The sequence below is a fragment of the Fodinibius salsisoli genome (genome assembly GCF_026229185.1).
Lineage (GTDB): Bacteria > Bacteroidota > Rhodothermia > Balneolales > Balneolaceae > Fodinibius > Fodinibius salsisoli.
Genome location: NZ_JAGGJA010000016.1, coordinates 71,768 through 89,170 on the forward strand (window position 1 = coordinate 71,768; position 17,403 = coordinate 89,170).

Annotated in this window: 17 protein-coding genes; 14 read left to right on the forward strand and 3 right to left on the reverse strand. The window is 44.6% G+C overall.

What is annotated here, in order from left to right; genetic code table 11:
• Window positions 1-28: 28 nt before the first annotated feature.
• Window positions 29-520: an MgtC/SapB family protein gene (locus J6I44_RS17830; RefSeq protein ID WP_265767545.1), complete on the forward strand. Its 492-nt coding sequence runs from the start codon at window positions 29-31 to the stop codon at window positions 518-520.
• A gap of 12 nt (window positions 521-532) precedes the next feature.
• The gene (locus J6I44_RS17835; protein ID WP_265767546.1) at window positions 533-1,831 is read left to right on the forward strand and encodes an MATE family efflux transporter; all 1,299 of its coding nucleotides are present in this window, start codon (window positions 533-535) and stop codon (window positions 1,829-1,831) included.
• Window positions 1,832-2,342: 511 nt separating this feature from the next.
• On the opposite strand, the gene J6I44_RS17840 is transcribed toward J6I44_RS17835, so the two are convergent.
• Both J6I44_RS17840 and J6I44_RS17845 read right to left on the reverse strand, forming a co-directional pair.
• Entirely contained in the window at window positions 2,343-4,088 is a 1,746-nt protein-coding gene (locus J6I44_RS17840) for a SulP family inorganic anion transporter (RefSeq protein ID WP_265767547.1), read from the reverse strand.
• Window positions 4,085-5,869 (reverse strand): SLC13 family permease, encoded by a 1,785-nt coding sequence (locus J6I44_RS17845; RefSeq protein ID WP_265767548.1) that lies wholly within the window; start codon window positions 5,867-5,869, stop codon window positions 4,085-4,087. The genes J6I44_RS17840 and J6I44_RS17845 overlap by 4 nt, the downstream gene beginning before the upstream one ends.
• Before the next feature lie 226 nt (window positions 5,870-6,095).
• Here J6I44_RS17845 and J6I44_RS17850 point away from each other — a divergent pair, with 226 nt between their 5' ends.
• From J6I44_RS17850 to J6I44_RS17880, 7 genes are all read left to right on the forward strand, one after another.
• Window positions 6,096-6,446, forward strand: coding sequence for a hypothetical protein (locus J6I44_RS17850; RefSeq protein ID WP_265767549.1), 351 nt, complete (start codon window positions 6,096-6,098; stop codon window positions 6,444-6,446).
• Window positions 6,447-6,600: 154 nt separating this feature from the next.
• Complete coding sequence (locus J6I44_RS17855; RefSeq protein WP_265767550.1) at window positions 6,601-7,311, forward strand: RluA family pseudouridine synthase; 711 nt, start codon at window positions 6,601-6,603, stop codon at window positions 7,309-7,311.
• Window positions 7,312-7,545: 234 nt separating this feature from the next.
• Entirely contained in the window at window positions 7,546-8,043 is a 498-nt protein-coding gene (locus J6I44_RS17860) for a Dps family protein (RefSeq protein ID WP_265767551.1), read from the forward strand.
• Window positions 8,044-8,083: 40 nt separating this feature from the next.
• Complete coding sequence (locus J6I44_RS17865) at window positions 8,084-8,377, forward strand: sll1863 family stress response protein (RefSeq protein ID WP_265767553.1); 294 nt, start codon at window positions 8,084-8,086, stop codon at window positions 8,375-8,377.
• A gap of 115 nt (window positions 8,378-8,492) precedes the next feature.
• Window positions 8,493-9,326, forward strand: a complete 834-nt coding sequence (locus J6I44_RS17870; protein ID WP_265767554.1) for a mechanosensitive ion channel family protein — start codon at window positions 8,493-8,495, stop codon at window positions 9,324-9,326.
• Between the two features lie 259 nt (window positions 9,327-9,585).
• On the forward strand, window positions 9,586-11,784 hold the full coding sequence (locus J6I44_RS17875; RefSeq protein WP_265767555.1) for a DUF349 domain-containing protein: 2,199 nt from the start codon (window positions 9,586-9,588) through the stop codon (window positions 11,782-11,784).
• 75 nt (window positions 11,785-11,859) lie between these two features.
• Window positions 11,860-12,723: an MBL fold metallo-hydrolase gene (locus J6I44_RS17880; RefSeq protein WP_265767556.1), complete on the forward strand. Its 864-nt coding sequence runs from the start codon at window positions 11,860-11,862 to the stop codon at window positions 12,721-12,723.
• Between the two features lie 63 nt (window positions 12,724-12,786).
• Here J6I44_RS17880 and J6I44_RS17885 read toward each other — a convergent pair whose 3' ends face one another.
• The gene (locus J6I44_RS17885; protein WP_265767557.1) at window positions 12,787-13,257 is read right to left on the reverse strand and encodes a hypothetical protein; all 471 of its coding nucleotides are present in this window, start codon (window positions 13,255-13,257) and stop codon (window positions 12,787-12,789) included.
• Between the two features lie 181 nt (window positions 13,258-13,438).
• Between J6I44_RS17885 and J6I44_RS17890 the strand changes: the two genes are divergently transcribed.
• The 5 genes from J6I44_RS17890 (at window position 13,439) to J6I44_RS17910 (ending at window position 17,300) form a co-directional block, all read left to right on the forward strand.
• Window positions 13,439-13,774, forward strand: coding sequence for an arsenosugar biosynthesis-associated peroxidase-like protein (locus J6I44_RS17890; protein ID WP_265767558.1), 336 nt, complete (start codon window positions 13,439-13,441; stop codon window positions 13,772-13,774).
• 134 nt (window positions 13,775-13,908) lie between these two features.
• Window positions 13,909-14,958 carry an arsenosugar biosynthesis radical SAM (seleno)protein ArsS gene (gene arsS / locus J6I44_RS17895; protein WP_350356719.1) on the forward strand — a complete coding sequence of 350 codons (1,050 nt, stop codon included), beginning with the start codon at window positions 13,909-13,911 and terminating at the stop codon, window positions 14,956-14,958.
• A 65-nt stretch (window positions 14,959-15,023) separates the two neighbouring features.
• Window positions 15,024-15,659 (forward strand): TIGR04282 family arsenosugar biosynthesis glycosyltransferase, encoded by a 636-nt coding sequence (locus J6I44_RS17900; protein ID WP_265767560.1) that lies wholly within the window; start codon window positions 15,024-15,026, stop codon window positions 15,657-15,659.
• Window positions 15,660-15,752: 93 nt separating this feature from the next.
• Window positions 15,753-16,301 (forward strand): REP-associated tyrosine transposase, encoded by a 549-nt coding sequence (locus J6I44_RS17905; protein ID WP_265767561.1) that lies wholly within the window; start codon window positions 15,753-15,755, stop codon window positions 16,299-16,301.
• 276 nt (window positions 16,302-16,577) lie between these two features.
• Window positions 16,578-17,300, forward strand: coding sequence for a TIGR04283 family arsenosugar biosynthesis glycosyltransferase (locus J6I44_RS17910; protein WP_265767562.1), 723 nt, complete (start codon window positions 16,578-16,580; stop codon window positions 17,298-17,300).
• Window positions 17,301-17,403: the final 103 nt, after the last annotated feature.

A 17,403-nucleotide genomic window follows, 5' to 3' on the forward strand; every position in this document is an offset into this window, starting at 1 on the left:
CACGAACTCAAGGAGAACGGGTGTTGCTATGGAAATTGATTTAGTGTGGATTATGACAGCCAAAGTGATTTTTGGCATATTTCTAGGGAGTTTAATTGGCCTTGAGCGAGAGTTGGCTGACAAGCCAGCGGGCCTGCGTACCCACATGTTGGTGTCAGGTGCTTCAACGTTGTTGGTCATATTGGGGGATGTTATGATCAAGCACTATGGAAGCGGACCATTCGTAGAAGCCATCCAGGCCGACCCCATCCGTATTATGGAGGCCATCATTACGGGCATTAGTTTCTTAGGGGCCGGCACCATCATTTTCCGAAATCACGAAGAAAGTGTAGAGGGATTGACGACCGCGGCTTCTATTCTTTTTGCGGCGGCCATTGGTATTGCTGTGGCATTGGGGCAGTACCTGTTGGCCTCAATTCTAACGGTAATAGTAATCGCAATTTTGTTTGGCTTAGGTTATATTGAGCGGCTTATTAAAAAACTCCGCAGACGGATATACGGCAAGAATTCCAACAAATAAATACCCAATCGGTTGAACAGGCAGATCCTCAACCTGGCTATCCCCAACATCATCAGCAATTTATCGGTTCCTCTTCTGGGGGCCGTCGATACCGCATTGGTCGGGCATCTGGAGGAAGCTTATTACCTGGGCGCCATTGCACTGGGGGGAATGATATTTAACTTCATCTTTTGGGGGTTTGGCTTCTTGCGCATGGGAACAACCGGTCTCACCGCGCAGGCCTTTGGCAAGGAGGATAAAACCGAAAGCGTGATGATTCTCGCCCGCGCCCTGACGGTAGCGGGGGTGTTCAGCCTGTTAATCGTACTGCTGCAGGCCTGGATTGCCGACCTTAGTTTTTGGGTGGTGGAAGCTTCTCCGGAAGTAGAACGGTATACCCGCATCTATTTTGATATCCGTATCTACACCGCTCCGGCAACGCTCTGCCTGTATGCCATCAATGGCTGGTTCCTGGGGATGCAGAATGCACGCTACCCGATGATCGTAACGGTCGTCTTAAACGCCATCAATATTGCCCTGGATGTCTATTTTGTACACAGCCTCGGCATGACGGTGGATGGTGTTGCGTGGGGCACGCTGATCGCTCGTTATGCCGGCGTTACACTGGCTGTCGTCCTGCTGCTGACCCGCTACAAGGACTGGCTCAAGAGCTATGTCCATAACCTTTTGATGGAGGTTAAAGCCCTCAAAAAGTTCTTTTCGGTCAACCGTGATATCTTTATTCGTACGCTCTGCCTCATTTTCTCTTTTTCTTTCTTTACAGCTAAATCGGCTTCTTTTGGGGATGTCATTCTGGCTGCGAACTCAATCCTGCTTCAGCTTTGGATGATCGTCTCCTACGGCATTGATGGCTTTGCCTATGCGGCAGAAAGCCTGATCGGGCGGTATAAAGGATCCCGGCAGCAACAGAAGGTGGTGCAGGCGGTTAAATATTGCTTTATCTGGGGGATAGGCATCGGCGTATCGGCTTCTATCGTTTATGCAGTCTTCGATGTGCAGATTCTGCGGCTTTTTACGGATCAGCAGCCCGTCATCGATGCTGCAATGGTGGTCTTCCTGTGGACCATTGCAGGTCCGACGGTAAGCAGTTTTTCCTATATCTGGGATGGCGTATTCATCGGTGCTACGGTTACGGAGCCTATGCGAAACTCCATGATTATTGCAACGCTTGGATTTTTCTTGCCGGCTTACTTTATCGGTGTGCCCTATATTGGCAATCATGCCCTCTGGCTGGCCATGGTGTTGTTTATGCTGGGCCGGGGACTCACACTTTCCCTTTACGCCCCCAAACATATTTTGCAACGCCGCTGATCTGGAGACTTTCTTCCTTCCACTCATCGGATGAGTGATCGAGCTAAATTTTAGGATACATATTTTAGGGCGGACTTAAGTGGATTTCCTCTTTTTCATTGTTCAAACTCTATTTTTTAAAAGAGTCTTTCTCCCTGCGGAGTAGGGAGAAAGCAAAAGAGGGTCAACGCTACTTTATGACCCATCCTCCGAAGTCTCAGAGCAGGCTTAAATCCTTCCTTGTCAACAGGGAAGGACTTGGAAAGTTTATTTGATACCTGTTTTTGATGAACCAAGATCCCTCAAAGTAGCTCCTCTTCCGGTTTTTTAGGGAAAACAAAGCCATTTATTGTTTTCAATTTCTTATCTCGAACTCAGGTTAATTAAATCGCTGTCATGAAGATGAAGATATCCAGCTTTTTTGTGTTGTAAATTAGATTGGATAAGGGAGGTTAATGTCACTCATCGGATGAGTGATTAAGCCAAGTTCAATGTTAGAGGTCTGATATACTCATCCGATGAGTATTAGGTTCTATTCCTCATGGTTATTGACCTCCTGCTCATAGACATCCAGCCGCGAGGTGTTATCTTCATCATCCATGATCTCTAAAATATGTTTTACGGCCTCGTGGGGCTCACGGAAAAAGTGGTTTTTGCCCAGGTAGTTGCGGAGCCCTGATTTATCAATGACATCACGGATGGGACCTTTGAGGCCGGTTATATAGAGTTCGATATCCCAATTTTTAAGGGTCGCAGTCATGGATTTGATCTGGTCGATTGCCGTTGTGTCCAGGGAGTTAATCGTACTGCCGTCAATAATAACGTGGCGGGTGTTATTATTACGTTCTCGTGTTTTCTCAATGATGAAATCCCGGAAGAAGTCGGCATTAATAAAGGAGAAAGAAGCATCTACCCGGAGGATGAGCACCCCCTTAATGGCCCGGGCTTCATTATTCCGATTGATGTTTTGGAACAGGCGGGTTCCGGGGATAAGACCCAGCTCTGCAACATTGGGACGGCTATATTTATAGAGAATATTAACCATGGAGGCAACGACGCCCAATAAAATGCCTTCCTGGATGCCAATAAAAAGCGTGCAGACGGCGGTAAAGATGGCAATAAAGCCTTCGCTTTTCTTGGTAGAGAACAGAAATTTGAATTCTCCGATATCAATAAGATTTAAGGCCGATACAATAATGATAGCGGCCAGAATGGGCATCGGCAGATAGTAGAAAACCGGGGTAAGAAGCAGGAGTGTGGCAATAATGACGGCTGAGGTGATAATATTCGCCAAGGGTGTTTGCACGTTGGCTTGCTCGGAGGCGGCTGATCTTGAAAAACTGCCTGAAATAGGGATAGACTGAAAAAGGCTTCCCAGAAAATTGGAGGCCCCGATGGCAACCAGCTCATGGTTGGTATCAATAACGTAGTTATTCCGCTTGGCAAAGGTGCGTCCCAGGGAGGCCACAACCATAAATTGCACAAGGGCCAGTGTCAGTGCCGTGGGTAAGAGCTCGCGCATATTGCTAAAGTTGATTTCTGGCAATGAAATTGGAGGCAGGCCCATGGGTATTTCTCCAACCAGTTGAATATTGAGCGCCTTGGCATCGAAAAACCAGGCTGCCAATATACTTGCTACTAATATGATGACGGAAGAGGGAATGTTGGATTTGGTGTATTTGAAAATAGTAAGGACGATGATCGCAAGTCCACCCCAGAGCAGTGTATCCGGCTGTACCTGGTCAAGCTTATAGAAAACCTCTTCAATGATGGTAAAGATGTATTGCGTATTTGAGAGTTCGATTCCCAGCAGGTTGTTTAGCTGGGTGAAAGCAATAATCAAGGGTGCAGCGAGGGTAAAGCCGGCAATGACGGGACGCGAGAAGAAGTTGAATACGGCCCCCAGCTGCATAGATCCCATAATGAGCTGCAGTCCCCCGGCCATCATGGTGAGTAAAATAGTGAGCGTAATATATTCGGAAGTGTTGGGCTCAGCCAGCAGGCTGATCCCTGCCGCAATAATCAGCATATCCACCGCAACAGGTCCTACCGACAGGTTTTTGGACGTCCCCAGCAAGGGATAGACGAGCAGGGGGATTACACCGGCATAGAGACCATAAATAGGGGGTACACCGGCAATGACGGCGTAGGCCATTCCCTGGGGGATGAACATAATCCCGGTAGTAAGTCCGGCAGATAGATCGCCACGGAACTTGGAAAGGCTGTAATAGGGTAGCCAGTCAACGATTTTAAACGTTTTTTTAAGCCATTCTTTCATGCATCAAAAGGCCAAATAATGGGTATAAAGATAGTTGCAAGGATCCAGAACAAAATATTTAATGGTAATCCGATTTTGGTGAAATCCGTGAACTTATATTCCCCGGCACCGTAAATTAAGGTATTCGTCTGATAACCAAAAGGAGTTATAAAACTTAATGAGGCTGCAAAAGTGACGGCAAATAAAAAGGGGTGCGCATTTACATTAAGTGTATGGGCCGTTTTAATGGCTATAGGCGCCAGTAGCGCGGCCGAAGCATTATTCGACATAATAGCTGTAATGGCCATCGTTAAAAGAAAGAAACCTGAGAGCACTGCTTGTGGACCTAAATCAGAGAGCAAAAAAATCATCTGGTCAGCGAGGAGTGCCGCCGCGCCTGATTTATTCATAGCTGTGCCCAATGGAATGACCCCGGCCAATAGCATGATGACTTTCCAGTTTACAGCTTGATAGGCCTCTTCGGTATCAAGGCAACCGGTTAGCATCATCAGGATGGTACCACATATAGCACTGACGACGATCGGTAAAACATTGAGTGCAGCGGTGGCTACTACGCCAAACATAATAGCCAGGGCAATATAGGTTTTTTCCGGTCGATATCTCCTTTCTCCAATCTTGGAAGCTACGACAAATGAGGGTGTACTGTCGATTTCTTGCACCCGGTCCTTGCTCATGCTGAGCAGCAGGGAGTTCCCTCCTTTGAGTTTGAGGTTGCCCAATTTCTCCTGCTGCAGCTCACCATGCTGGCGTACTGCAAGGGGGACGGCTCCAAAACGATCAAAGAAGTCAATCGACTCCAGTGACTGGCCCGACAGGGCAGAGTCTGGTGCAACGGCAGCCTCCACCAAGGCATCCCGGCCTTGCTTTAAATCGGTATCGGTCCATTCGTGGGCCGGCTGCAGTGCAAGGTTGTCGGTTTTTAAGAGTTTATCAATTTCATCGGCGCTGCCACGGATGCGTAAAACATCGCCTGCCACAATTTTGATTTCGGATCGTTGAGCTGAGGCATCTGATTCTTTTTTGAAAATTCGCAACACATCCAAATCCAGGCGTTGGGTCAATTCTTCCGGATGGAAAATATGTCCCACCAGCTCCGATCCCTCTTTCACAACCACATCCGTCAGGTATTCTTGCATCTTATACCCCTTGGTAAGCTGTTTATGTTCCCTGCGGTCGGGTATGGCCCGGATGCCATAGGCAAACATATAGATAAATCCCGCAGCAAGAAGGATAAGCCCAACAGGGGTAAACTCAAACATCGAAAAAGCACCTACACCTTGCTCTTCAGCGATAGAACTGACCAGAATGTTGGTAGAAGTCCCTATCAGGGTACAGGTTCCCCCGAAGATACCGGCAAATGACAGTGGCATCAATAGTTTGGAGGGACTCACATCCACATGGTTGGCTATGTGAATGACGATGGGAATAAAGATGATGACCACAGCCGTATTATTAATAAATGCGGAACAGACACTCACAAAGATCAGCATCTGGAAGAGGCCACTCCAGTAGTGTTCGTTCATCTTGTCAATGAATAGCTCGCCGATGGTATTTAGGAGACCCGTTCGCCGTAATCCTTCACTTAGGATAAACATGGCCGCAACCGTTAGCGTAGCGGGATTGCTGAAACCGGCTAACCCTTCGCTGGGACTCAGGATGCCTGTTATAAGCAGCGAGACCATAATAATGAGTGCGGCAATATCAAAGGAGACGTATTCTGTTGAAAACAGAACAAGGGCAACTATTAAAAGGAGGAACACAAAAATAATTTCAAAAGACATGTCAGTAAAAAATTAGAATAATTGAATTACCGTTTATCTTTGAAGGACCTTAAAATGGGTTTTGAAATATATCTGTTCATTCATATTAAGCACGGTATGGATAAAATAAGTTTCCATAATGGAAGTGTCTCCATTTTTTAGCTGGAAATTAAGAAGGTGCCCATAATTTTTCTTATCTTTATCCTGATATTTCAAAATCACTATAACTGATTAAGATTTTAAGTGGATGAAGTACGAGCATAAGTTTTTCTATCTTTGTAAAACGCCTCTTAGCGCCGAAGGTCCGGAAGATGTAGAGGTAATAACCAGGGTCGAGAAAAGTGAAGAGTTTCCAGCCGTTTTTAAGCAGTATGAAGAACTGCGTTCTCATGCTTTTAACGATGATGATTTGTACAGTATCATCCGAGCCGATGATATTTACGACCTGATTCGGACCGGCACCGAAAAACAAGCCAAGGAAGAGGGCTTTGAAAAAGCGCAACAAGAAATCATTACCAATCTTCAGCATCGGGTTATGCAAGATGGGGATGCCAACGCACAGGCCATCCTGAAAGAAGTGCATGATATCGACGCTTAAGTAATGTATAGTTAGTAAGTCGATTTTGTGCCGGCTCAGGGTTATATGCTTTCAAAAAAATGGGTGTAAATCCACGGCTAAATTATTTTGCTAATTAATTGCGGATTACACTTAAACGTAAGTTTTAGACCTTAGTTATACGGGTAGGAAATCTATGGCAGCCAGAAAACGTCCTTTCTACATCGTAGATCAAGACAAAGATGTTTTTATTGTCGATAAGCCGGCCGGATTGTTAGCGGTGCCAATCCCCAACAGCAACGTGAAAAATCTGTTTGATTTAGTAGCCGACCATCTGGGTAAGCATGGCGTGCGGGTAGGGACGGTCCATCGTATTGACCGCTACACCAGCGGACTCATGGTGTTTGCCAAGAATAAGCGAGCTTACGATGACCTCTACGAGAAGTTCCGTGAGCACACCCCCAAACGAACCTACCTTGCTATTGTTCGGGGGGTCTTAGAGAAGGATGAAGGTACGCTCGAGCACCATCTGAAACTCATTAAAAAGGGATTTCGGAATATTGTAGTCGATCCTAATGAGAAGGGGGCTACTCCGGCACGGCTATCCTATAAAGTCAGGGAGCGTTTCCTCAACAATACACTGGTTGAAATACAACTGGATACGGGACTTAAGAACCAGATTCGTGTGCAGTTCGAGCATATTGGTCATCAGTTGGTGGGAGACCAGCATTATGCCCCTGAGGAGAAGGAAGAGCCGCTGATCAACCGACAGGCGCTCCATGCATATCAACTGGAGTTTGAACATCCCCGGAAGAACCGGATGGTACAATATGAAGCGAAAATTCCGGCCGATATGATGCGGCTTATTGACCATTATCGCTGGAAAAAAGAAAGTCGCCCGAAATAATAAGGGCAGTTATTTTCTATCCTATCTATAAAGAGCATCTATTGGTGTAAGGGAATGATTCTGATGATATTGATGTAGTAATGATATCAAGGAAATGGACATAGAAGCTTTATGATTTTACACGACATCAAAGAGTTCTTTTGTGAATTATTCACAGAATTATTTAAAAATCGGGAACAACCCGCAAACTGCGGTTGTAACAAATAATAAATAAGATAGGAGAAGGCCACATCAATGAGTAATCCCAAAAAAGCAAAGAACGTCATGGAGATTAATATTGGTATAAGCGAAGAGAACCGGAAAGCGATTGCGGATGAACTATCAAAAGTATTAGCTGATTCGTATATGCTATATTTGAAAACACATAATTACCACTGGAATGTTACCGGTGAGTTGTTCCATTCACTGCATGAGCAGTTTGAGGAACAATATACCGAGCTGGCGGAAGCCATTGATGAAATTGCGGAACGCATTCGTGCTCTCGGTTACCGGGCGCCCGGTACGTTCAAAGAATTTAACGAGTTGACTTCCATAGACGAGGATACCGAAGAGCCGGAAGCACTCGAAATGGTTCGGCGGCTGGCATTGGGCAATGAACAAATCTTGCGTACGGCCCGTAAAGCGTTGAAACCCGCCAACGAAGCCGAAGATGAAGCGACCGTTGACCTGCTAACACAGCGATTGGATATACATGCCAAAACGGCCTGGATGCTTCGAAGTCACTTGGAGTAATTGTATCTCATTCAATTTCAATTAATAGTATTAAACACTTATGGCTACACGAGAAGAATACATCGAGAAGTTGGAAGCTCAGCTCAAAGAATGGAACAGTAAACTTGATGAGTTGGAACAAAAGGCAGATCAAGAGTCGCAGGAGCTAAAGGGGAAATGGCAGGAAAAAGCTAAATCCCTAAAAGCAAAACGACGGAAGTTGAGTGATAAGCTTGATAAAATCAAAGACTCCGGTGAAGATACCTTCGAGAAGATAAAGGAAGATACAGAAATCCTTTGGGGAGATCTGAAAGATGGATTTTCTGATGTGAAGGCTATCTTTCAGGAAGAGTAAATCTTAATTGGAATCTAATAGATTTTTTTTAGATTAAGGGCAATGTACTCTGGTGCATTGTCCTTTTTTATTAGCTGTTATTAGCAAAAATTTTAAATAAACATTGGGAGTATTTATGGAAAGTATTGACGGGTATCTAAATCAGGCTTGGCCGATTTTATTAAATGTGATTTATGCCATAGTAATTTTAATTGTTGGATGGATTTTTGCCAACTGGGTAAACAGGACCATCAGGCGGAAAGGAGAGGCTTCTGCCAAGCTGGACGATACCTTGATCAAGGTATTCGCCAAGACCGCCAAAGTGCTTGTTCTGGTGGTTGTCGTAATGGCCGTGTTAGATAAATTTGGCTTTAAAACTACCAGCTTGGTGGCCGTAGTTGGTGCCTTGGGCTTAGCTATTGGTATGGCCTGGCAGGGAGTGCTGGCCGACTTTGCGGCTGGAATTATGATCTTGGTGTTGCGCCCATTCAAGGTTGGGGATACAGTAGATATCGCTGGTGAGTTAGGTCATGTAGAAGAAGTTGGCCTTGTTACAACAAGGCTCAACTCGGTGGATAATGTTGCTGTAATCATGCCTAACTCAAATGTATGGGGCAACAATATTAAAAATCTGTCACTTAATGATATCCGCCGTGTCGATATGGTAATCGGATTCGGTTATGATGATGATATTGATCATGCCAAGCAAACGATTAAGCAGGTGCTTTCGGAAGATGAGCGTATCCTGGATGATCCAGCTCCACAGATTGCCGTTTCTGAGCTTGGCGGAAGCTCGGTAAATGTAAATGTAAGACCGTGGACGAAGAAGGAAAACTACTGGGCGCTTAAATTTGATCTTACAGAAGCGATTAAGAAACGATTTGATGAAGAGGGGCTGAATTTCCCTTATCCATCACAAGATATCTACTTTTATAACCAGGATATTTCTGAGGAAGGGGAAGGAGCATAACCTTCTTGATAAGTAAAGTTTAATGGTAAAGGCCGGTTTCGATCAGAAACTGGCCTTTTTTATTAGCATCAACGGCTAATACAGCTATTCTTGAAATAAAATTCAGGTGAAAAGCAGGCAAAATGATCTTGGTAGAACTGTCAAATATTTTTCCGGTCTATCCATTGTAATAAGTTGCGTAGAAATATTATCTTACCTAAACTAAAAAGCTGTAGAAGAATTCCGAATTTGAATTGCGAAGTGTTTAATTGAGGTTTCTGTGAAATCGATTATGGAAGAGCAAAATAAAACATCCGAATATATATATGAGGATGAACAGGTATTTTTAACGGAAAAAAGGGAACTGTTTCTTAAGAAAGCGGCATCGGAAGATTCCGAAAAACTTTGCGACATTGCAGAAGATGACGAAGTGGAAGAGAAAGTAGCAGAACTCAAGGAAACCTTTGAGCAATTTCAGGAAAGATTTAAGGCGCTGATTGCAGCTGATGATACGGAGGTAGAACAGGTGAAAGAGCTTCGGTCCGATATTGAAGGGAACGCTTGTATTGGCGATATAGAGGGGCTTTTATCTCAGGTTGAAACCTATCAGGAGACGTTAAAAAATCCTGAAACGCCTGATGAACAAGAAGCTTCTGATGACGGAGAAGTTGATGATGAGGCTATCGAAGAGCAGCCGGAAGAAGAGGAAAAGGATGAACAGCAACAGGTAGAAGCCGAAGAAGAAGTATCGGATGATGAGGAGACGGAGGCCGAATCAGAAGAAAGCGAAGAGACCGAGGAGGACGATCCCGTTCAGTATTATCGCGCTATTGTTAAGAAGGCGCAGGATCTCGCCAAGCAGACCGACTGGCCTTATGTATCGATGGAGCTTGACAACCTGAGTCGCGAGTGGTCCGAAGGTCCGGATACGGATTCAGATGAGGTGAAGAAGCTTTTCAGTAAATTTAATGATGCTGTTCAAAACTTTGAGCAACGCAAGGAAGAGCACTATGAGGAGCTTAACAAAAGGAAACAGGAAAATTTTGAGACCAAGAAGAGGCTGTTGGAGGAGCTGGAAGGTATCATCTCGAATGAGACCTGGACGGCCACCCGACGCGTCAGTCAGATAAAAGGGCAATGGAGCAGTATTGGCGCCCTGCCATCCGGCAAAGGAGAAAATTTTGATGAACGGTATAAGGAGTTAATTAGCACCTTTAATGACCACAAGGTAGATCGGCTGGTTCAGGAACGCCAGAAGCGCGAAGACAACCTAATGGTGAAGCTGACGGTGCTCGAAAAGATGGAACGGGTCAATAAATCTATTGACCATGAGACCGAGAACTGGAGCGATATTGATGAACAGTTCGATTCGTTGACCAAGCAGTGGAAAAAAATTGGTCGTGTTCCCAAAGAAAAGTCTAATGAGGTGTGGGAACGCTATAAGAAAGCGCAGGATGACTTCTACGATTTAAAATACCGCTACAATCCTGACCATCAAAGTATGGTCGATAAGTTTTCGAGTAAGAAAGAAAAGCTTATCGAAGAAGCCGAAGCCTTGGTAGAGGCTGATGATATTGCTATCGCAGCCCGAAAGATTAATAAGCTGCACCGCCGCTGGAAAAAAGTAGGTAACTTGCCACAACGGGCCGAAGATAAGCTTTGGTCTCGTTTTAAAGCCGCAACGGATGCTTTTAATGAACTAAAGGCTAATAATCAGGAGAAGATAAAAGAGCAGGAAGAAGAGCATTATCAGCAGAAGCTCGACCTGATTGATCAGGCCAATGCCATTAAAGATACCGACGACTTTGAAAAAGGGCACTCCAAGATGCAGAGTATGATGGATCGCTGGAAGAAGATTGGTCCGGTGGCTCGCAGCAAGTCCAATAAAATTTGGAAGCAGTTTAAGGGGGCGATGGATGAGTTTTATGACCGCCGTCGCGAACATTTTAAGGAGGTTAAAGAAGAGCGAAAGGATAACCTCGAAGAGAAAAAAGAGCTTCTGGAAAAGCTACATGAGCTCGGTCGGCATGAAGATCCTATTGAGGCGGTAGAAATCGCCAAAGGCCTGCAAGAGAAGTTCAAAAATGTAGGCTATGTGCCCATCAAGCACAAAAATACGATGTGGAAGAAGTATCGTGAGGCCTGCGATATCATTTATGACCGTTTCCGTGCCGCCAAGTCGGGAGACAAATTTGACCAAGAGCTGGCTAAAGCCGACCTGGATACCGACGATCGTAATAAAATTCAGAAACTTCGCAAACAATTTAAGAAGGTTAAAAAAGAAGCACGCGAGCTTGAGAAAGAGGTTCTGCAGTTCAAGGAAAAACGAACCTATTTCAGTTCTTCCGGGGATGGTAACCCCCTGCTTGATCAGCTGAATGAAAAAATTCAGGAAGCAGAAGATAAGCTACAGGCTAAGCAAGACAAGATGGATGCCCTGACCGAACAGATGGATGACATTCGGGCCGAGGCTGAATAGCCTGCCTGGGGATTCTACTTGAAGGTATAGCAGCTGGGAATGGGAATAGGGAGGCAATGACCAAAGACGCTGAGGATGGGCGATCAATTATCGTGTAAGATTACATTTTGGGGAGTGCGAGGCTCTACGCCCTGCGCTGATCCAGAGCATATGGCGTTTGGTGGCAACACAACCTGCGTTCAAATTCATATTCCCGGTTCTGATGAGCAACTTATTTTGGACAGTGGAACGGGAATCCGAAAGTTGGGCAATAAACTGTCCGGACAAAACCAAAATATCAGGGGACATATTTTTATTACGCATCCCCATCGCGACCACCTCCAGGGTTTCCCTTTTTTTCGTCCCTTGTATAGTTCAGGCAACAATTTTGAAATACATATGCCTGAACAGGAACAAGGAAGCTGTCGGGAAATTTTTACCGAGCATCACAGCAAAACGTTCTTTCCGGTTTCTCTGGATATGATGAATGCCCACCTTACCTTTGTTGACCAACCACCTGAACGAACCACCTATGAGGGGTTTGAAGTAGAATTTATGCGGGCAAATCATAGTACAAACACCGCTATCTATAAATTCCATCTGGATGGCCGGCAGCTTATTTTCGCACCCGATAATGAGCTGGTCCCCGAGGATCTGGAGGAGGACTGGGGGCATAAGGAGCGAATCCGGGAGTTCTTTCAGGATGCTGATATTTTAATTCATGATGCGCAGTATGACCTTGAGGCATACAAGCATAAGCAGGGATGGGGACATTCTGCATGGCAACAGGTTATAAAGGTAGCGAGAGAGACAGGGGTAGCCAAGCTGCTGTTAACGCATCACGATCCAAGTTCGGATGATGAAAAGCTATATCAGCTTGATGAACATATTCAGGAAGAGTATGGAGCTTATTTTGACATCATTGAGCTCGCAAAGGAGGGAGACACAAGCTTTTTATAAAAAAGTGAGGATGTGGTTGGACACCCTCACTTTCTGTTGAAAGAATATAGCGATGATCCTCAGTTAGAGATAAAACCGAATACCAATCCCTCCTTCAACATCAAGATCCGTATCTGGAGCAAGGTTGATAATGGGGGCTACCTCCATGAAGAGTCCGATAGGAGCATCTTCGAAAAGGTAATTAAGGCCAACAGGAACACGAGCACCAATAACGGCATCATCATCTGCCAGGATAACACGCCCGCCAATACCGTAATACAACGGTAATGATCCCTCATCAACTTCATCAAAGAGATTAAAATTATGCCAGAGATAGTCGGCATGGACATGTACCGCATCACGATTTAATGACCAGGCTAATCCCACATCAAAAGCGTTGTTGCCGCCTAACCAGGATTTGAGGCTTAAGCCTGTAGGCTCACCTACCATAACCCCTATGCCAATATCTTTATCGGCTTGCTGGGCATGGGTGATGCTCGTCATCGATAAAAATAGTAGGGCCGTTACAAAGACAGTGGATAATGTTTTCTTCATAAATTTAAAATAGTTTTATGGGTTATTTGGTAAGATTTATTTATTTAACGCAGTCATCTCTAAGTAATCTTGCAATAAAAAAGTTCCGTTTATTTTGACTGTAAATCCAATCTGGAACTTCGGAATTGCCGTATATAAGCTATAGATACCACTTTAAACCTTAATCTAAACTGATTTTAAAATGAGAGAAACCTATTACAAGCCCGAAGATCTTAAAAAGTTTGAAGATGTCGGTGAATTTGGTCCTGAACTGGCGGAGAAGTTTTTTGACTATTATGGAGCCGTATTTGAGGAAGGGGCCCTAAGTGCCCGCGAAAAAGCACTGATTGCCCTGGCAGTATCGCATACGGTGCAGTGCCCCTATTGTATTGATGCTTATACAACCGATAGCCTCGAAAAGGGCGCCAGTGAAGAACAGATGATGGAGGCGGTGCATGTAGCCTCTGCTATACGCGGGGGATCTTCATTGGTACACGGGGTGCAGATGATGAATAAAACCAAAGATTTAAGCATGTAATGCAGGATGAAGGATATGGGGAGTAAGTATTCAGAACTCAGAATCCAGAATTCATCGAGTGCTGATAGCTGGACAGGACCACAGATCCCATTATCCACCACTTATTACTCATCACTCACAACTCCCAAACCATGATCAAATCCCTGAAGACACAGCACCATAAACTATCGGATCCGGCCTATCAGCTTCACGTGCTGAATGACCATTCTGAGTCGTTGCGTAATCAGCCTAAATTTCGTGAGAAACTGGAAGAAATCAACCTTTATCCATTAAAGCCTACGGGGATTGAAATTTTCCAGATGAATGTGGGCTACATGTGCAATATGACGTGCAAGCACTGCCATGTTGATGCGGGACCGGATCGCACAGAGGTTATGAGCAAGGAGACGTTCAAGCAATGCCTGGAAGCACTGCAGCATTCGAAGGCCGATACTGTCGACCTGACGGGCGGGGCTCCCGAAATGAATCCCCATTTTCGGTGGTTTGTGGAAAAAGTCTCTGCGTTAGGGAAACATATCATTGTCCGCTCCAACCTGACGATTCTGACGACCGCCCCCAAATACCAGGCGCTGCCCAAATTTTTTGCTGAACACGGGGTAGAAGTGACCTGTTCGCTGCCCTTTTATAATAAATCCAGAACCGACCGGCAACGGGGAGAAGGGACCTACGATCGGTCGGTGGAGGCGTTGAAAAAACTAAATGCCATCGGCTACGGCACGGAAGGGACTGGCCTGGAGCTGAACCTGGTGTATAATCCGGCGGGTGCTTTTTTACCCGGGGGACAGGAATCCCTCGAAAAGGATTTCAAACGTCAGCTTAAGCGTAAGCACGGAATAACGTTTAACAACCTGTTTACGATCACGAATCTCCCGATCAGTCGATATCTTAACTTTTTGCTGGAGTCCGGCAACCTGGAGGAGTATATGGATCGGCTGATCACTTCCTTTAATCCAGCTGCAGCTCAAGGAGTGATGTGCCGAAATACGATTTCTGTGGGGTGGGACGGCACCTTATATGACTGTGACTTTAATCAGATGCTGGAGATGCCCGTAGAAGAACAAGCCCCCCGGCATATCAGCGAATGGAACGAGTTAAAGCTCAATAATCGTGAGGTTAAAATAAACCAGCACTGCTTTGGATGTACGGCGGGTGCGGGGAGTAGCTGTGGTGGAGCAACGACATAGATCATCAGTTTTATTAAATTTCCAAAGGTTAGTAAAACTTTCTCTGAAAATATTTAATTAACACTATGGCAGATTCTACAAACGAATGTCTCCTTATTTTTGCAAAAAACCCGGAAAGAGGAAAGGTAAAAACACGACTGGCAAAAACCATTGGTGATGGGCAAGCTCTAGCAGTTTATAAGAAACTCCTCCGGATCACCAAATCGGTGACCGATACGTTGGATCTCTCCAGGCAGATTTGGTATTCAAACTATATTAATGAACAAGATCTGTGGTCGAAAGGTGGGTATGAGCAACGGTTGCAGGAGGGCGATGATTTGGGCATGCGCATGCAAAAGGCCTTTGCCCGGGCATTTTCGGATGGTTTTTCTAAAGTGGCTATCATCGGTACGGACTGCGCAGCCATTACATCTAAGATTTTAAGGCAGGCATTTCAACAACTGGAAGAACATCCGGTGGTCATAGGTCCATCAAGTGATGGGGGATATTACCTTTTAGGTATGACCAATTTCTATCCTGCTCTTTTTGAGCAAAAGGAATGGAGCACGTCATCTGTTTGCCGGGAGACCATCCAGCAGCTTAAAACTATGGAAATCTCGTATCATGAGTTACCTGTACTAAACGATATTGATACAGCAGAGGATTTACGGGCTTCGGGAATAGACATTGCAAAAAGCGACCGGGAGTGCAACTCCCTCTAAGCATATGCTTAAGAGATTTTATAAAAAACAAGCTTCAAGGGAGTCAAGCTCCGAGGGAGTTATACTCCCGATCAAACCAAAGGGGCCAAAATCATGAAAATATATGATGATGTAGAAATCTACTTTGTTACCTCAACAATTATCGAATGGTATCCGGTTTTTACAAAGAGGCTATATTTTGATGTTATTGTTGACAGTCTTCAATATTGTCAGGTAGAAAAAGATTTACGGATTCATGCTTATGTTATTATGCTTGATCATATCCATCTGGTTGTTTCTTTGAGTAACAAATCCCCCAAAAGGTTGAGTGATGTGTTTCGTGACTTTAAGCGATTTACTTCTCGAGAAATAACAATGCTGTTAAAGAAAGAAAGTAATCAGCAGGCATTAAATATTTTTAAAAGAGCGGCTATTAATGATGAAAGAAAAAATAATTTCAAAGTGTGGCAAGAAGGTTTTCATCCAAAGGGCATTTATAATGAGAAATTTGGGCTTCAAAAGCTGGAATATATTCACAGTAATCCGGTTAAAAAGGGGTGTGTATTAAAACCGGAACATTGGCAGTATTCCAGTGCTGGTTTTTATTGCGGATATAATAACGTGCCGTTAGAGGTGGAGGATATTTTTAAAATTAATGAGTAGTAGATGCAACCGGGAGTGTAACTCCCTCTGAGCATATATCTTATGAAGTAAAGTGTTCAAGCTCCAAGGGCGTTGTACTCCCGATAGAAAAATCAATTTAAGCTGATAATGGAATTAAGTGTAATAATACCAACCTATAACGAGGAAGAGTCTATTGGGGAAGTAAGGTAATCGGGAGTGCAACTTGCTTTAAACCCAGTACTACTCCTTTTATAGGCTCCGAGGGAGTTATACTCCCGTTGGGTATAGTTAATTTTAAATTCTTTAGTAATCTCTGTGGAGAACTTAGCGGTAAAGTTAAATGATTCTACTATCAAGTTAAGCGTCATCATTCCCACCTATAACGAAGCCGAAGTTATCGCAAAAACAGTCCGGCAAGTATTTGATAAGGGAAATGACCTCATTGAAGAAGTCATTGTCGTTGACGGTGGAAGCAGTGATGAAACAGTATCCCAAGCCCAACAAGCAGGAGCTACGGTTATAGATTCACCTTCCAAGGGGCGGGCCGCCCAGATGAACAGGGGCGCAGAACACGCTACTGGTGATATCTTATATTTTTTGCATGCGGATAGTCGTCCCCCGGCGAACTTTGCAGCCTCCATCCACCGGTCCATAACAACAGGCTCTGATGCTGGTTGTTTCCGATTGGCATTTGACGACGATCACTGGCTGCTCACATCTTATGCGTGGTTTAGCCGTTTTGATATTGATTTTTTCCGATTTGGAGATCAGAGTTTATTCATAAAGCGAGAAGTATTTGCTCAGCTCCGGGGGTTTCGGGAAGATCATATCGTTATGGAAGACCAAGAGATGGTACGCCGAATAAAAAGCGATTTTTCCTTTACCATACTGGATGGGGCTGTAGTGACTTCGGCCCGCAAGTATCACAAGGTGGGTATATTAAAACTCCAGCTGATATTTAGCCTCATACTCACCCTTTATTATTTGGGAGTAAGTCAGGAGCGTCTGGTCGGTATTTATAAGGGACTCATACAATAATGTTATTTTTTTGTTATTTTAGCGCCAGCATAATCAGTCAGAGTTAACATTCTCGTAATTTTCTATTCGTTATATTTGCACTTCTGATAATTGCGAGAAATAT

Excerpts from the sequence above, each read along its gene's own strand:
- J6I44_RS17830 (WP_265767545.1), top strand. The coding sequence starts at position 29 with ATGGAAATTGATTTAGTGTGGATTATGACAGCCAAAGTGATTTTTGGC.
- J6I44_RS17840 (WP_265767547.1), bottom strand. The coding sequence starts at position 4,088 with ATGAAAGAATGGCTTAAAAAAACGTTTAAAATCGTTGACTGGCTACCC.
- J6I44_RS17845 (WP_265767548.1), bottom strand. The coding sequence starts at position 5,869 with ATGTCTTTTGAAATTATTTTTGTGTTCCTCCTTTTAATAGTTGCCCTT.
- J6I44_RS17850 (WP_265767549.1), top strand. The coding sequence starts at position 6,096 with ATGAAGTACGAGCATAAGTTTTTCTATCTTTGTAAAACGCCTCTTAGC.
- J6I44_RS17855 (WP_265767550.1), top strand. The coding sequence starts at position 6,601 with ATGGCAGCCAGAAAACGTCCTTTCTACATCGTAGATCAAGACAAAGAT.
- J6I44_RS17860 (WP_265767551.1), top strand. The coding sequence starts at position 7,546 with ATGAGTAATCCCAAAAAAGCAAAGAACGTCATGGAGATTAATATTGGT.
- J6I44_RS17865 (WP_265767553.1), top strand. The coding sequence starts at position 8,084 with ATGGCTACACGAGAAGAATACATCGAGAAGTTGGAAGCTCAGCTCAAA.
- J6I44_RS17870 (WP_265767554.1), top strand. The coding sequence starts at position 8,493 with ATGGAAAGTATTGACGGGTATCTAAATCAGGCTTGGCCGATTTTATTA.
- J6I44_RS17880 (WP_265767556.1), top strand. The coding sequence starts at position 11,860 with ATGGGCGATCAATTATCGTGTAAGATTACATTTTGGGGAGTGCGAGGC.
- J6I44_RS17885 (WP_265767557.1), bottom strand. The coding sequence starts at position 13,257 with ATGAAGAAAACATTATCCACTGTCTTTGTAACGGCCCTACTATTTTTA.
- J6I44_RS17890 (WP_265767558.1), top strand. The coding sequence starts at position 13,439 with ATGAGAGAAACCTATTACAAGCCCGAAGATCTTAAAAAGTTTGAAGAT.
- J6I44_RS17900 (WP_265767560.1), top strand. The coding sequence starts at position 15,024 with ATGGCAGATTCTACAAACGAATGTCTCCTTATTTTTGCAAAAAACCCG.
- J6I44_RS17905 (WP_265767561.1), top strand. The coding sequence starts at position 15,753 with ATGAAAATATATGATGATGTAGAAATCTACTTTGTTACCTCAACAATT.